The organism is Secundilactobacillus silagei JCM 19001 (assembly GCF_002217945.1).
GTDB classification, from domain to species: domain Bacteria; phylum Bacillota; class Bacilli; order Lactobacillales; family Lactobacillaceae; genus Secundilactobacillus; species Secundilactobacillus silagei.
On the sequence record NZ_BCMG01000006.1, the window covers coordinates 17,037 to 32,751 of the forward strand.

Annotated in this window: 8 protein-coding genes; 3 read left to right on the forward strand and 5 right to left on the reverse strand. The window is 44.6% G+C overall.

Annotation, left to right across the window (positions count from 1 at the left end; genetic code table 11):
* Positions 1 to 143: 143 nt before the first annotated feature.
* The 4 genes from CES79_RS06490 to CES79_RS06505 form a co-directional block, all read right to left on the reverse strand.
* Positions 144 to 3,872 carry a DUF5776 domain-containing protein gene (locus CES79_RS06490; RefSeq protein WP_089136682.1) on the reverse strand — a complete coding sequence of 1,243 codons (3,729 nt, stop codon included), beginning with the start codon at positions 3,870 to 3,872 and terminating at the stop codon, positions 144 to 146.
* Positions 3,873 to 4,073: 201 nt separating this feature from the next.
* Entirely contained in the window at positions 4,074 to 4,670 is a 597-nt protein-coding gene (locus tag CES79_RS06495; protein ID WP_089136683.1) for a matrixin family metalloprotease, read from the reverse strand.
* A 597-nt stretch (positions 4,671 to 5,267) separates the two neighbouring features.
* Positions 5,268 to 7,415, reverse strand: coding sequence for a mucin-binding protein (locus CES79_RS13015; RefSeq protein ID WP_089136684.1), 2,148 nt, complete (start codon positions 7,413 to 7,415; stop codon positions 5,268 to 5,270).
* Between the two features lie 321 nt (positions 7,416 to 7,736).
* Positions 7,737 to 8,024: a putative quinol monooxygenase gene (locus tag CES79_RS06505; protein WP_054654214.1), complete on the reverse strand. Its 288-nt coding sequence runs from the start codon at positions 8,022 to 8,024 to the stop codon at positions 7,737 to 7,739.
* 358 nt (positions 8,025 to 8,382) lie between these two features.
* Here CES79_RS06505 and CES79_RS12700 point away from each other — a divergent pair, with 358 nt between their 5' ends.
* Both CES79_RS12700 and CES79_RS06510 read left to right on the forward strand, forming a co-directional pair.
* Positions 8,383 to 9,888, forward strand: coding sequence for a BglG family transcription antiterminator (locus tag CES79_RS12700; protein WP_133286381.1), 1,506 nt, complete (start codon positions 8,383 to 8,385; stop codon positions 9,886 to 9,888).
* On the forward strand, positions 9,878 to 12,010 hold the full coding sequence (locus tag CES79_RS06510) for a MucBP domain-containing protein (RefSeq protein ID WP_054654217.1): 2,133 nt from the start codon (positions 9,878 to 9,880) through the stop codon (positions 12,008 to 12,010). The genes CES79_RS12700 and CES79_RS06510 overlap by 11 nt, the downstream gene beginning before the upstream one ends.
* Positions 12,011 to 12,064: 54 nt before the next feature.
* Here the strand turns inward: CES79_RS06510 and CES79_RS06515 are convergent, their stop codons facing one another.
* On the reverse strand, positions 12,065 to 12,718 hold the full coding sequence (locus CES79_RS06515) for an HAD family hydrolase (protein WP_089136686.1): 654 nt from the start codon (positions 12,716 to 12,718) through the stop codon (positions 12,065 to 12,067).
* 391 nt (positions 12,719 to 13,109) lie between these two features.
* Between CES79_RS06515 and CES79_RS06520 the strand changes: the two genes are divergently transcribed.
* The gene (locus CES79_RS06520; RefSeq protein WP_089136687.1) at positions 13,110 to 15,425 is read left to right on the forward strand and encodes a KxYKxGKxW signal peptide domain-containing protein; all 2,316 of its coding nucleotides are present in this window, start codon (positions 13,110 to 13,112) and stop codon (positions 15,423 to 15,425) included.
* The last annotated feature ends 290 nt before the right edge of the window (positions 15,426 to 15,715 follow it).

Consider the following 15,715-nt stretch of genomic DNA (forward strand, 5'->3'; position numbering starts at 1 on the left):
TCATCTGTTAATTTTCAATACTCAAATTTCATACTGTCACCTATTATCATATCGCATATTTAAACAAGAACCTACGAAAAGTCTCATCGAATACTAAATAAGCATCACGATTCCGACTTCGGTAATCGTGATGCTTATTTTTACTAAAACTGAGCTCTAACTAATACTGAGTAAGCCGTAATGTAGCCGCCATTCACCAGATATCGCTTCACCGATTTAACCTGGTAGTTATACCCATTAGAGTAATCCCAGCCTTTGATCCGGAAGGTTTGCGGCGTAATTGCTTGATAGTGCTGATTACGCTGCGTGAGTTGCAGATCATCATACCGGTTCAACGCTGCCAGCTTATCAGCTGAACTTGGCATTGGCACCACACCCATCTTAACCAGCTGTTTATTGGCCGTAATGTAGCTGCCATCCGCTAGAATAAAGCGGGTTGCCACCCGGTCAGCCACAAGCCTAACGACCTTGAGTACAGTGCCCTGCTTGTAATGATTGACCTTACCCGTTAAATCAGCGGTGCTGTAACCATTAATCCCCTTAGGATTTAACACCGTAATTTCACTTGATAACGTCTGATAGTAAGCACCGCGCACCACGGCTGGATCGGCATCCACGTAGCCCGTCAGTCCGTAAGTAGCGCTCTTTTGATTAATATCACGGACTTGGTAGCGCAGCCGATTTTGCGAATCATACGCCCATCCGATCACCATGAACCGCGGCCGGTAGATACGGGGTTTCTTCACGTAGGTTGCCAGAACATTACTGGTTGCAAATTCAGGTGAACTATACAGACTTAATGCGGTTAAAGCGTAGATCACATGTCCTACTAGCCACGGCTGAATTGCCGCTGGCGCTGTCGTTATTGGACTACCTGGCATACTTGGATTTTCCGGCAGAACGTCCTTAGCATAAACCAGCAATAAAATTGATGGCAGGCTACCGTAGAGTGTTGGCAGCTGGATCACATCCCGCTGCGCATCTTGCAGCGTTTTAAAGGTGTACCCCGGAATATTTGCGACCAATTTTGCCAGCTCCGCAGCGTTGAACTCATCAGTGGCTGGTCCCGAAATACTCAAATCAGTACTAATGAGGTTCCCCAGCTCATCCATTACCCGAACGGCTACGTTAACCTGTTTGACCGTGTAAACCGCCTGGATACCGTCAGCAATATCAGCATACGTGAAGTTGTCAGGCAACGCTGAACCATCGGCGGCCACCAAGTGATCGATCACATAGTGCGGTACTGCTGGTGCCAACAGCGCCAAATCTGCCGGTGTCAAGGCACCATTAGCTGGACCTGAAATAGTTGATACGGCTAGTGGATTACTATCTGCATCGACCTGCTGAACTGAAATGTTTAGGGTATCAGCATTAAAGATCACGACTAGTCCATCTTCAACATCGCCAAACGTGAAGTTGGCTCCTAGCGCTGAACCGTCTAATTTAGTCACGTGGTCGTATGTGTAGTTCGGAATATTAGGTAACTGAGCTTGTAAATCCGTCAGTGGGAAGGTGGCCGTGTACGCTCCCGAAAGTCCAGAACCTGTCCCTAAAACCGTTCCCAAATTATCCTTGAGTGTAATTGGCACCGATACGGTCACAGGTGCGTAGGCCAAACGCAGCGTGTAGCCCGGAATCAGGTACGGTACCGTCGTTGCACTGATTGGTATGACCCCCCCATTGGGATCAACCACCGCAGCGCTGGAAAAGTTGTAGTGCGGAATCAACTTAACCGTACTGCTGATCAATGGCCCACCGTTAATATCTGTGTCCACCTCATCATCCTGATTAAAGGAGATAAAGTTACCATCCTGATAGTAGCCATGCTGAACGGTTGCTGGAACCGTCCCGGCAAACAAAACGGTCAAATTAGTGTCACTAGCGGCCACAGCACCGGTCGTAGTCACCCGATTAGCCAGTCCATTGCCGGCCAGATAGTCGCTGTATTTTCCGGTGCCATTTAACACAATATACTTAGCGCCCAGTTTATCGACCAAATAACTCATTGGAAAGTTCGTCAGCGGATTATTATTGAGGTCAAACGCCGTGCCAATGGTATTCGCCAGGGTGGCACTCGCACCAATTTCCGGTTGCTGGCCATCCGTTTGCAGATACTGGTAGTTCACGTTCACCCGCCCGAGACTATTAGAAATCAGGTACGGGATGGTGATGTAGCCATCAAAGGAATCCTGAAAAACACCGTTGGGCTGAGCCATTGGAAAGAACGCTGTCAGCACACCATACCGACCATTTGGCGGTGTCAATAAGTTGCTGAACACAATGGTATTCGTCCCCACCCGAGCAGCGTTTGCGGTGCTGGCAATCACGCTGTACCCATTGTCACCAGGATACGAAATGCCCCCGTAAGGATTAACAACGTGCGGCAACCCATCGGTACCGACAACGTTAAAGGTAATTTGAACGCTTGTCGTACCATCGGGGAAAACCATCGGGCTGATTGGAATATATTGGTAGCGCAACCCGTTTTGCGTGTGGCTGGCATAGTTCACGTTCAATCCAGATGGATCAGACACTTGCCCCCAACCCATATCGATTTCCGTTAACTGCGGCAACGACCGTAAGACACTCATATCCTGCACTGACTGGTCTAAGATGTTAACGGTTTTCAGATTGGGCAAACCAGCTAATGCTGAAATATCCCACAATTGACCAGTCACATCTCGGCCAAACGCTGCTCGGGTGACTGCCGAATAGTCATGAACATCAATATTCTCCAGCGAGGTTGCATACTGCATTCCTTCCATTGTTTGCCAGAACTGCATCATATAGATATAAAACGACGTGTATGCATGGGTGGTCGAATTCGATTCCTGCAGTGAATTGGCAGTTGTAAAATCGGTCATGGTGGCTAAATTAGCTTTAGAAAACTGGCTTCTAAACGCAGCAAATGATCCGTAATTGGCCTGATAATTAGTCATATACGTCAGGTATTGCATCCCCGTATCTGGCATCCATTCGTCAATATACAGCTTGTTAGTTGCTGGATCGACCCCCGTAGCTGTTGTTGGAATGGCCGCTGCATAGGCACTGCCTTGCCAGCCCTGCTGGCCAATCGTATTCATCTTTGGATGGACATTTAACTGCTTCATATTGGCGACCGCGGCATCAGTCACGTTAAAGACATTCGTCGCCGTAATGGCGTTCGTCCCATTAGTTGGTACCGGGACATTCAGCTTAACGTCCTTGATCAGATCAACGCCGATCTTGGCTGGTGCAACCGTCTGCACTTCAGGCAACGCCTGAGTTGTAACTTGCGGGTTCGTTTCTGGTAATACTCCAGATTGGACTTTTTGCGGTGTATTAGCCGCCGCTGTCTGTTTCGGCTGTTCAGGTGTTTGAGCCACCGGTTGCGAACTCACTTTACTAACGTTTGCCGGTGGTGTACTTTCATTAGTTGTACTAGTTGTGATAGTTTCATTAGTCGATACAGTCTCACTTACTGGCTGATCCGCCGGTGTTTTAGCTGCCACGCTATCAGCATCCCCCTGCTGTGGCGTAACGGCATTTTCAGTTGCGGTCGCTGTACTGCTATCCGTTGGTACAGTACTCACAGCCGTCCCGCTTTCAACGGGCACATTATTGGCAGATGTGCTGTTTTCAACTGGCGCTGTTTCACTATTTGCCGTTGGTGCTGCAGTGGCGACACTTTCAGCCGTTGGCGTATCGGCCACGCTTTGTTCAATATTGGTTGAGGAAACAGCTGCTGTCCCATCTTCTGCGTGAGCTTTCGTATTTAACATCAAAGAACCCAATAGTAAACTACTAGAGAACAATGCCGAAGTCATCAAAACATGCCATGGTAACTGAACAGTTTTGGCGGTCAAACCGCTATGACGCTTTTTTAACATTTTTCTCACCTTCTTCTCCTATACCTATGCCGAGCTTCAACGATGTGAAATTCTGATGAAATATTAGCACGCAAGCTTGATTCCGTCACGTAAATACACTCATATAATTTTGTCAGTCAGAAACACAACATCCCTGAATTGTATTATCAAAAAAGACTTAATATGATAAAGTTAATGACCGCTACATCATAATAATTCTAATTAATACTGTCCAGAAAGCACCAGTACAGCTTCCTTTGTCTGCCGATTAAAACCCGTCTTAAACAATGCATCGCTGGCAATATCCGTATTAGTGTTGGTCGTCGTTGCCGTCACCGTAGTGGTCATAAAATATTGAGCCGGTGGCAAACTGTACAGGTACTGCACGTTAACGACATCCACTGGCTGAATGCTTACATACCGAGTCGTTTTGTACATGACACTTTGCTTAATCGGGTTGTGGGCTAACCCCATTGCGTGTCCTAACTCGTGTTCAGCGACGTTTACCCGCTGCGTAGTTGTATAAGCATACTTCGTTAGCAGCGTATTGATCAGGTGCAGTTTCACAGCCGTGATCCGCTTGGTTGCATCATAATTCACGTAAGCCACACCAACGTAATTATGGGTGACTAACGATGTCTCACTTGCTTGAGCCGGCAGGATCGTAATTTGGGCCGGCCCGTTTACAATGTTAAACTTAAACACTTTTTTAGCATTCCATGCTGCAATTGCCCGTTTCCAAACCGTAGTGTAATAGGGCCCCGTCTTGATTTGAACCGTTGCTTGCGGGGTTTCAAAGCGCCATGGATTAACAGGGATACGCCGCCTTAGTAGTTTGCCCTAAGCTCAGTAATGACAGGATCAATACAATCGCAGTTATCCAGAATTTTTTTAACATTGTCTTCACTTTCTCTCTCTAGGTTGGAATTTGGTGAATCGGCTTATCGAAATTGGTCTACCTTAGAATAATAATATTGTACTGAATTTCAAAATAAAGTCCAAAGATTAGCTTGAAAATTTCAAGTGTTTTTAGTTGCCATTGTCAGTCAATATTGATAGAATGCCATCGTAATCAATTCAACGGAACTGGTTACAAGATACCCGTATGTTTCTACGGCTTCCCTGACCGTTTTCAGAAGTTGCGTTGGTCCCCCTCAAACAGTGTTCCATAACCCTCAAACTGTTATCCGACGTAACCAGCATTACTCGACGATTTCAAGCTAATGTCCCGGTTTGAAACTGCAACTGAGAACGGTTTGTTTCGGCAACGTGCCGAAACAATATGTATCACAGCCCCTCGTAACCTGTATACCCCGGGCTGTTTTTGTGCATTCACATCACAAAAGCCCTGACCAATTTTTCAGATTGATCAGAGCTTTTATATTCGCTACAGTTTACTGCTTTTACAAAATAAATTTATTCATGACGCCGCTTCAGTTTCCAACCGAACAGTCCCAGCAAACTGGTTAATATGGTCATTCCCATAACTGCCATTGCAGAAGCGCCGGACTCATTGGTCTGCGGTAGACTCTGAGTTGCTGGATGAGTTTGCGCTAATTTTGAGTTAGCTGGCATTTCTTTTTGGACAGTATGAGCAGCAGTAGCTACTTTAACCTGAGTGCCAACGTTAGACCCCTTTTGACGGCTAACAACCGCATTCCTGTCAGAAATCGTTGTCATAGTCACTTTAGACTTTGGCGACTCATTTGAATTTGGCACCTGGGTTTTAGACGTTGTTGTAACCGTCGTTTCAGGCGTTGACGGCGTTGCTTCTGGTGGCGTCGTTGGGGTTACCGGTGTCACTGGTGTTTCCGGTGGTGTGATTGGCGTAGTAGTGGGTGGTGGCGTAACAGTGCCACCATCGTTTCCCGGCGTCGTTGGCGCAGTCGGCGTATATCTCACAATCACCGTTGTTGATTCTGGTGCTGCCCACAATAAACCCACCGTAAGCATTGGTACAGTCGCAATTTCCGGCGTATATCCAGCTACAGCCGGTGAATTAAACGCGTTATAAACTCCTGTTGGTACATAGATCACGTTGCCACTCACCGCGTTTTTAATGGTCGTGTAGGTCATGGTTTGAATCTCATCTGGCACTAATTGCGTGATGCCATCCTGTTTGGTGAAATGAATGGTTCGCGTTGAAGTCGCCGTGCCATAATCAATTCGGGGCGTGAAGTAAAAATTAAAGTTTTGCGTCACGTTTGAATCAGTATCCATGTACCAAGTGGTCGTTGGATAATCGCTGCTAATGAAGCGGTAACCTTCATTTTCAAAGTATTGAATCGATTTAGTCGGTGACCAGAAAGCTGGTGTGATCGGCATTTCACTAGGATCCACAGCGGAAAGCTGATCAAGCTGCTGATTGGTACTGGAATCAATAAACGTTAACGTCCATTTCTGCTTTTCCGGCAGGTAGGTCGTCACTACATAGTCTGAATGGGCCGTAATGCCAAATTCCCCCTTTGTCACATCCCAGCCATTCAAATCGGTCATTTTAAATGGTTTGACATCAATCAACTCATAGGGGTAATCCGTTGGGCTATCAGCCCGGCTGCCCTGGTTCCACTGGGCTGGCTTGTACCCCTTGATATCGGGTAAGCTCGTTACGTTGGGATATTTAAAAGTCGTCGCCAGCTGACCGTCAGCCGTCTGCCAGTCAGACAGGACAATCTTACCAGCTGCATTCACACTCGCCGTCCGGTAAAAGGTTTCTGTAAATGGCGTTCCAAACTCCCAAGCCGTATTTATAAAAGCCACCGGATTGGGATTAACCTTAGCTTGGCCCGTCCAATCATTGATCGTATAATAATAACTTCGTTCCAAAATAGCCTTTAAGTTATAATCACGATCAACTTGAACCCCGCCAATGGTACTATTATTTGCTAGCCAGCCGTTGGGATTCCCAGTCTGATTCCAAGTCACCGTACCTGCTGGCAACGTCTGCGGTTTTAACGGATACGGTATTGTTGGCACTGCAGCAACCTTTAGCGACTGTTTAGTTGAATTTGATTTGGTTGTTTGAGTTTGTTGTGTGCCAGTATTGGTCGTTTTTAGTGCTTCTGAGGTTGTTTCTGAAATTGCCGGCTTAGTAGCAGTCTCTGATTTAGCACCAGTTTCTGGCTTGTCAGCAGTTACTGTACTTGCCTGTTCTGAAGCTGTGTCTTTAGTGCTTGCCACAGTCTTAGCCGGTTGAACTTGTGAAGAATCAGCTTGAGCTTCTGCTGAAACAGTTGTCGTAGCGATTGAAGTATGGGTTGAAGCCTGATCGTCAGTCTTTTCAGTGTCAGTACTCTGAGTAGTTGCAGTGTCTGCTGCAGACGACTGATTGTGGCCTAAAACAACGCTATCACCAGAGATGCTGTTAACTTCAGGCGAGGAACTAATAGTCGTTGTCTCACTTGCTGCAGTTGTTGCAGTCTCAGCGGAAGCGTTCACTTGACCACCCAACAATGCCATCGAAACCGTGGTAATTCCCATTACAACCCAAATAGTTCCAGATTTATATAGTTTAAAATGCACCTTTTGTTCTGCATCAGGTCTGCTTGCACGATATTTGGTCATGATTAATTCCCCCTTTAGGCATTCATTACCGCCTCAAAAGTTAACTAGTCCAATTTCTACTTACCGAATGTCTAAAAATTAGTCATGCCAAATCAATTCTGAAGTATAAGCCTCTCTTTACCTTTAATGATACTGATTACATTGCAAGCGTAACCTATACCTTTATAGATTACAATTAAAGCACTCTCAAATAGTTTCCCATTTTTTTCAAAAAAAGGCGAGAAATTGAGAATAATTTCACAAAACAAATTACCGCGCTAAAATCATTCAGATCTTAGCGCGGTAACGGGAGTTCTAATCAGTTATTCAATTACGAAACCACTATTCACCATAGGTCATCCGAGTAATCACGGGATCTTCAGTTAGAAAATCACCCACACCTGCCAAAAAGGCCTTGAAGTGCGGCGTTTCATTATGGAAATCAACGGCGGCACCGTCTTGCCAATGCTCGATAATTTCATAATCCGTCTCGCTGCCGATCTTTTTAAAATGATCATAACTGACATTGCCGGCCTCTGCCCGGGATCCTTGAACTAACTTATCGATGAATGCCTCATATCTGTCCTGCTCTCCAGGCTTCACAACCAGCTTAACGTTAATGACTTTCATAACAGCATCCCCTTTTTATTTAGTGTCCTTATTATGACTTATTTAACTATAGAGTGCCACTAATTAAGCCTTAAAATCGGTCTGCAGACTTGATGGCAACATGACGCTGCCGACTTCAACCGTAATCTGGCGTTTAAGTACTCCTTTTTTTTGAAATAATTTTTTAAAATCCCAAATAGTTGGTACACCTTAAATACTGCTAAGTCGGTAAACTATGGGTTAAAATACGGTATACTGTGATTAGAAGCATGTTGTTTCATACTCGATTAAAATATAATGATTTAAATTTTAGCGTTAAGCAGTTAGGGGGTTGCATGTCATTCACTAGTCTTAAATAGTGAATCATGCGAATTGATAAATGAACTATGATTATCTTTTCACAAAAAACGATACCGTTTGTTACCGCATTCTATCGGAATTTAATGTTCGCACTGATTTCACCATCACGAAGAGTGATCTTGGTGACATCTTTGACTTGACTTATTATCAGTTTCATAAGTATTTTGATCAAATCAACACGGATCTAGCGGCCGTATCGAAGGGCACCCCCTGCTACATTGATGACGCCCCCAATTCGTCCTGGAAAGCCTTTGGACTCAACACGTTTACTTTGCAAAAAATTGCCCTCGTTTACTTAAACCGCTCGCCATTCATGATGGCGCTGGAATATCAATTTTTCTACGACACTCTGCATACCAAACGGGAGTTTATTACCGCCAATTATCTCAGTTCATCCGTTTTTTACCGGGCACTGGAATCCTTAGAACGTACGCTTAAAAAACACCATTTTTACCAGCCCAGTTCACTTTTTTCAGACCGGGAGTTCACCATCCGACTCCATCTGTTCCAACTGTACTACACCATGTACAACAGCGTTTCGGAACCCTTTGAGTCCATTAATGATTTAATTACAGAGGTCATTCAGCAAATTTATCACGTACTGCCAGTTGAAGTTGGGCCAACGTCCGAAACCAAATTATCCACTTTTCTCAGGATTTGGCTGCTGCGAATCTTTAATCAGCATGAGATCACAGACGCCGCCTTGGCACAAATTAAACTAGACGACCGTGGCAAACAGTTATTTGAATCACTTAAAACGTTATTTGCGGATCAAATCACCCTATCTAGCACCGAGTTTAACTACCTGTATAATTTTTTGATTTCTCAAGGCTACTTAGGCAGCAAGATTCAAAACCAGACTGCTTCCTCCTTTCCAAGCGTGGTCCAGCTGTCAAAACAGTTCATGGATGGCATTTTACACGAGAACGTCTTAGTGGATACCAAACTAATGAACACCGATAAACTCTGGAGTCGGTTACTGCAGATCCATTTACAGTTCACCACGTTTTATATCGAACCCACCACCTTTATCAATCCCAACCAGATGAAATTTTTCTCCGACTTGTACCCAACTTTTGACATCGCTATCCGCAAGATGATCGGCTCGCTGCAGCAGCGAACGGATTTACACCTGACTAGCGATATGGCGGTGAACCTCTACTTTAGTTATATGTTTGCCTTGATCAACTCGATTCCACCGGAGCTGATGAAAGACCAGGTACACATTTGCGTTGATTTCTCGGAGGGCTCGCTATACACGGACTATGTGATTCAATCACTAGACTCTTTCAATCACGCCCACTTGATCATCGACAAGGTCGTGAAGCCCGAAACTGATATTTATATTTCAGATTTCCATTCACCCAAGGTCAAGCAGCCGCAAATTATTTGGCAAGATCCTCCGACCGCACCAGATTGGGCCGAACTAGCCGATACTATTTTGGCCACCAAGCACGCCAAGTTGATCGAATTTTATCCGAATGCACAACCGTTTTGGGGAGGTGACAGTTCCGATGAAAAATAATACTAAATGGTTCTTCACTAGCCTGTTTTCAGCCGTTCTCTTGAGTACCCTTCAAGCTCAGCAGGTTCAGGCTGACACTGCGTCCACTACTCAGAGTTCAGACACGCAGACCACGCAGGCAGCTACGACTTCTGAAACCCAAACTAATCAAGAAGTCCCACTACGCAACGGTAGTTCAAGTCAACCTGATACCAGTTCTTCTGCGACCACCCAACCGACAAAAAGTACCACGGACTCTTCAGCTACCAATTCAACGAAATCAACTACGGACAGTGAAACCACCAAACCGGCAGCAACGGCAGCCAAACTCACCGCTGCAAAACAGGCAGCGGCCAAAATCTTTCAGCAAACCCATCAACCGCAAACGGTCACCGCGGTAGCCGCACCACTTGAGGTAACCGGATCAGTGACTTTCAAATACATCGACAGCACCAATCGTCAGCCGATTACCTTCGACGGCGCGGAATCCTCATCACCAGCTTTAGTTAATAATCACCACGTCACCAGCTTAACGATTCACACCTCTGAGCCTGATCCCGCTACAGCTGACACTGGTGACAAGGCCCAGTACGCAGTGGCCATACCGGGCTACGCGTACGTTGGCGACCCAACAACCGACGTGCCGGCGACTTTCTCCGCTAGCAACCAGACAGTTAACCTGACGTACACGCCATTGGCCGGCTTAGACGTGAAGTACGTTGACGTCAACGATCCCGATAAGCTCTTATGGTCTTACAAGCTAAACTCCAAGTATCAATTTGCGGGCGACAGCTACAAAACGGATTACTTTCCAATTCCGTTTAACGGCTATACCTTTGACCACGTTGAGGGTAATGCCACTGGTCAATTCGGTCAGCTAGTTCATTCAGCGACCGATGCCAATCCGATTCAAATTACTTATTACTATACTGAAGACCCAGCTTATACTGGGCCAACAGGTATCCCCTTAACCACGACTGCGCTGCATCAGCAGCAATCGCCAATGGCCAGTTCCAAGCACCCTGGTGACCCAATTGAAACAACGCCAAGTCACGTTCCTGGTTATACCTTGATTTCTACCATGGGCATCTTTCAAGGTACTATGCCGAACCATGGTGAAAACGCCATTGAGGAATATCTAAGCAACTCACCTGTGACCGTCAACTACATTGATAAGGCAACTGGCGCCGTGCTTAAAACGATAACGATCGGCACGGTTGACGTTGTTCATGGTATCTTCCCAGACGGTCAATACCAGACCAGTGTTCAGCCAATTGCTGGCTACCAATTGGACCACATCATTGGCGCAACCAGTGGTAATTTCGACCCGGTTAATAAACAGGTCAACTACTACTATCACAAAACGGCTGCGATCCCGGCTGATTCAGAAACAACTGAATACGGGTCATCCAGCACAGCAAGCAATGGTCCCAGCACCACTACACCGAAGGCCACCATTAACAATGTTCCTACTGTAACGTCAGCTGCTAAAATGCCAAACACTTTGAGCAGCGCGATCATTAACTACATTGGTCCCAACAATCACCTAATCGACATTAAGATCGTTTCCGGCAGGATTGGCAATTTCATCAAACCAATGCTGAGTTCAACGATCATTAAGCACAGTAAGCAGGGGTATCAAACGCTTTCGTCAAGCATCCAAGAAGCGACGATCTTCACCCCTAAGATTCAGGAATACTTTGTGCATTTAGTAGAATCAGGCTCTGGCAACCCGTTTGTGCAACACACGATGCCAGCATTGAACCGCTTGAACGACCTCGTTAAACATAACGATGACGCGAAGAATTCTGCAGATGATGATCAGCATGAAACTAATCAGGGTTATGGTCAGAACGCTAATAACAAACGTTCTAATAAAAACGGTCTGCCTGGCCAGCTTCAAGAACTAGACGCCGTGCATAAGTCTCAAGACCAGTCCGATGATAAATCACCCCACGGTAACAATTACAGCCGTCAAATCAGTGCTACTTATCAAGATGATTTGGCTAGATTAGCCCACTTTTACCATAACGGTGGTGGCGGTAGTGGCAATGACAATTCATTCTCATCACTAGCAGACTACTTCGAAATCTTATCCGGCAAAATTAACTTTGGTGAACGTCCAGTTAAGGGCAGTGAATAAGCAACAAAAACGGAAGCGCTCAAAAGCACTTCCGTTTTTGTTTCGATAATTATTTTATGGTAGATACTGCAATGCTTCAGCCAACGTTTTTACTTCATGGGTCGGTTGAACTGAAGTTGCCTTGGCATTGATTCGATTGACCCAGATCGATGGTGATTTCATCGCATGTACCGGCACAATATCACTGGGATACCCTTCAGCGATATGCCAGTGATTATCCGCGGTAAAACCATAGTGGTCGGCCACTGCTTTAAAGAAATGCAGATCCGGTTTGTAGGCGTGAACATCTTCTGCCAGCCAAATATCAGTTGGCACAACCAGCGCTTTAGCGTTTGCCGTAATGATATCCCACGAAGAGTTGGACATCAAGATCAGTTGATACCCCCTACTCCGCAATTCTTTAAGGGTCGGCACAACTTCAGGAAACGGTTTTAATTCCCGATGTGCCTGTAAAACATCAATAAAGTGTTCTTCGAATTTGTGTTCAAGGTTAAACGTGTAATCCAGATGAATCAGGTTGTTCCGTAATAAAACGGTGTAATCAAGGTACGGATGCATGTTGTCGCGACTAGCTTGATAAGTCATAAACCGCTGTTTAGCCGTTTGCGGATTCACACCAATGCTTTTTCCAATTTGGGCAACCGTTTCATATAATGGCGCTTCATCTAGCAGCGTCCCATAAACATCAAACGTCAGGTATTTTGCCATATTACTTGCTCCTTTATCATTTCTACATTCAGCATAGCAGATGTCCATTGTTTCTCTCAAGGTAACTTAAGCAATCTTTCATAGAAACCAGTCGTCATTTTAGAGCAGTTGTTATTAAAATGTGACTCAATCAGCATTGATTTTTAAATCTATTTTTCACGCCAAAATTTTTCTTACCACACCACCTTAATCCACTAGCAGTAACAGTTTTACTGACATACCTGAACACATTAAGATTATTCGTAAGTTTTTCATGATTAACTTCACCTATAATCGCCTAATTATAGCTTGTGATAATTATAACTTGGTGTTAGTATCACCAGTGGAGGGTAAATGTTATAGTTTTTGATTTTTGTTTGAAAGTTTCAAATAGGAGAGGGGCAATTTTACTATGTCAAGAAACAATTTAGTATCACCATTTATTGAAAATAAACACACTGTTAGGCTCTACAAACAAGGAAAACGCTGGGTAACAATCGGGATTACCATGGCGACCTTAGCTGGCATTTCATTGGCTACTGGCACCACTGCAAAAGCTGCGGACAACGCGGCTGGGGATGCAGCACCAGAAACGAGTCAAAGTGCAGCCAACACGCCATCAAATACCGCAACGTTGCGGACACCGGCGAAACCTGCTGCAAATGCAGTAAATGGTGCAACGGGATCAGCAAACGCTAATACTACAAATGCTTCGCCAACAACTAATTCAGCTAATAGCAAGCAAAATGCAGCTGCAGCAGCCAATCCAAAAGTAGCACCTACTCCTGCACCAGCACCGGCTCCGGTTCAAACACCTCAAGCGACTGCAACTAATACAATCGTTAAAACCACCGATGCCAAGGGTAATGCATCGACTGATCCGACTAAAACCGAGACCAATAATCCCGTTCAAGTCAGTGGCCAAGAAGTTGCGGATAAGTTCACGACTGGTGGCAGTAAACGAATAGATCCTATGGGTGACGATACTATAGGAATCATTAGTAACTCTAATAGTAATTCTAATGGTTTAGTTAGCCCTGAAATAACTGGTGATACCGTTCAATTAACTAACCCTAAGAATGAAAAATATGTTGAAGATGGTGCGGTAGTGGCAAATGATGCCGTTGATTTTAAGACTGACTTTAATCTGAATGCCACCGTTAACGTTAACTGGGACCCTAGTATGGGTTGGCTCGGTGGTGACGGAATGGCTGTTTCTTTTCAACCACTTGACCTTAATACTGCCATATTGAAAGCTAAACAAGGCAGTTATATGGGATTAGTTCCAAATACTAAAGGTACGATCAGCTATATCGTTTCATCTAACGCTATTGGCTTATCCCCTGCAACGGTTGACGGCAAACCATATAATAGGAATAGTCACTGGGTAATTTATCAATCCGGCTCTAATAGCACTGATGCTATTGGGAATGTCTACGATACTAAAATTTCAACACCGCAGGGCGGATCAACTGGTAGCATAACTTACACTTTTAACGTAAATTATATTACTGATAAACCTAATGACCCCAATAACAATAAAGTAGTCACTGAAATTTTAGATAGTAATAATAATATTGTTCAAAAATATACTAAAGCAGTTGGTCCTGATCAGATTGGCCATAACTACGTTTTAGGTGTTACGGCCGCTTCTGCTGATTCCAAAGCTGCATATATAGTAAAAATTAATAAATACGGGTACGTCCCTGCCGATGCCAAATTAAATATTACCAGTAACTTGCCTACCAACGCGCCTAGCGTTCAACAGTCTGGTATTCTTGGTACGCCAGGCCAAGTCATTGCCTTCTATAAGGCTGGTACTCAAGCGCCAACGACTGATGCTAATGGTAAAGCCGTTTCGGTCGCCTATGCAGTGCCAACGGTTCCTGACTATACGCTAGCAGGATCACAGTTCATCACGTTAACTGCCGGCGGTGTCAATAACATTGAATTAAACTATGCTAAAGTACAAACGGTTACAGCAACCGTTACCATTCCAAGTAACCTTGGTAATCAAACCGTTTCTAAGGTAACCGGTGTTGTTAACACGATCATCAACGTTCCCGTTCCAACCATTTCTGGCTACACCAAAGATAAAACAACGGTTCCAGCTACTGTCAATGATGACAACACGATTACCGTAAACACGCCTAAGGCTAAAACTGGCGACGCGGGTTATGTTACCTATACTAAGATAAAAACAACTGATGATAATAATCAACCAGGTGGTTCAACCACAGAGACTACCCAAACGGATACGACAACACCGCCAACCACAACGCCTACTACTACGGATTCAGATAACGATATAACGACACCTACAACTGCTACGGATTCAAGTAATGACACAGCAGCGCCTACAGCTACTAAGAAGTCAAAGAATAGTCAAGTAACGCCGTCGATCTCAACAGATTCAAGTAAAGGTACAGTTGTTCCTGAAGCACAATCCGCAACTCAAAGTGGCAGTCAATCAACCACTGAACAACACGCTGCAACAGTTGCATCATCGGTAACTGGTCAGGCTAAGGTTACTAAATTATCCAATTCAGTAACCGCTCCAAGTCAATCAGCAACTGGTCAAAAAGGAACCGCTCAAAATGCCAGTGGTCAACTACCACAAACTAATGAGCAATCTGATCAGACTAAAACAACTGGTTTCTTGGGATTGATCATGCTGAGTCTCCTAAGTTTCTTCGGACTTAGAAGAAAACAGACTGGTGATAAATAAAGTACAGTCATATTCTGAAAGTGAAAAAAGTTAGACAAGTAAATATCGTTTAACCCAAAATGACCTGATTTCTAAATTCAAATGAAATCAGGTCATTTTTTGCAGTCGAATTAACGACTATCACTGCCCTATTTAGAGTAACTATTGCCGGTAAAAATAAAGCCTTTAAATCTAGAGCATATCCACCTACATTACTGATATTTTATGATATGATTATTTTTGGAGGGGTACTGTCATCACACCCTATTATTGGGATGCTGATAGCTAAATTAAAAAGGAGTGGACAATTT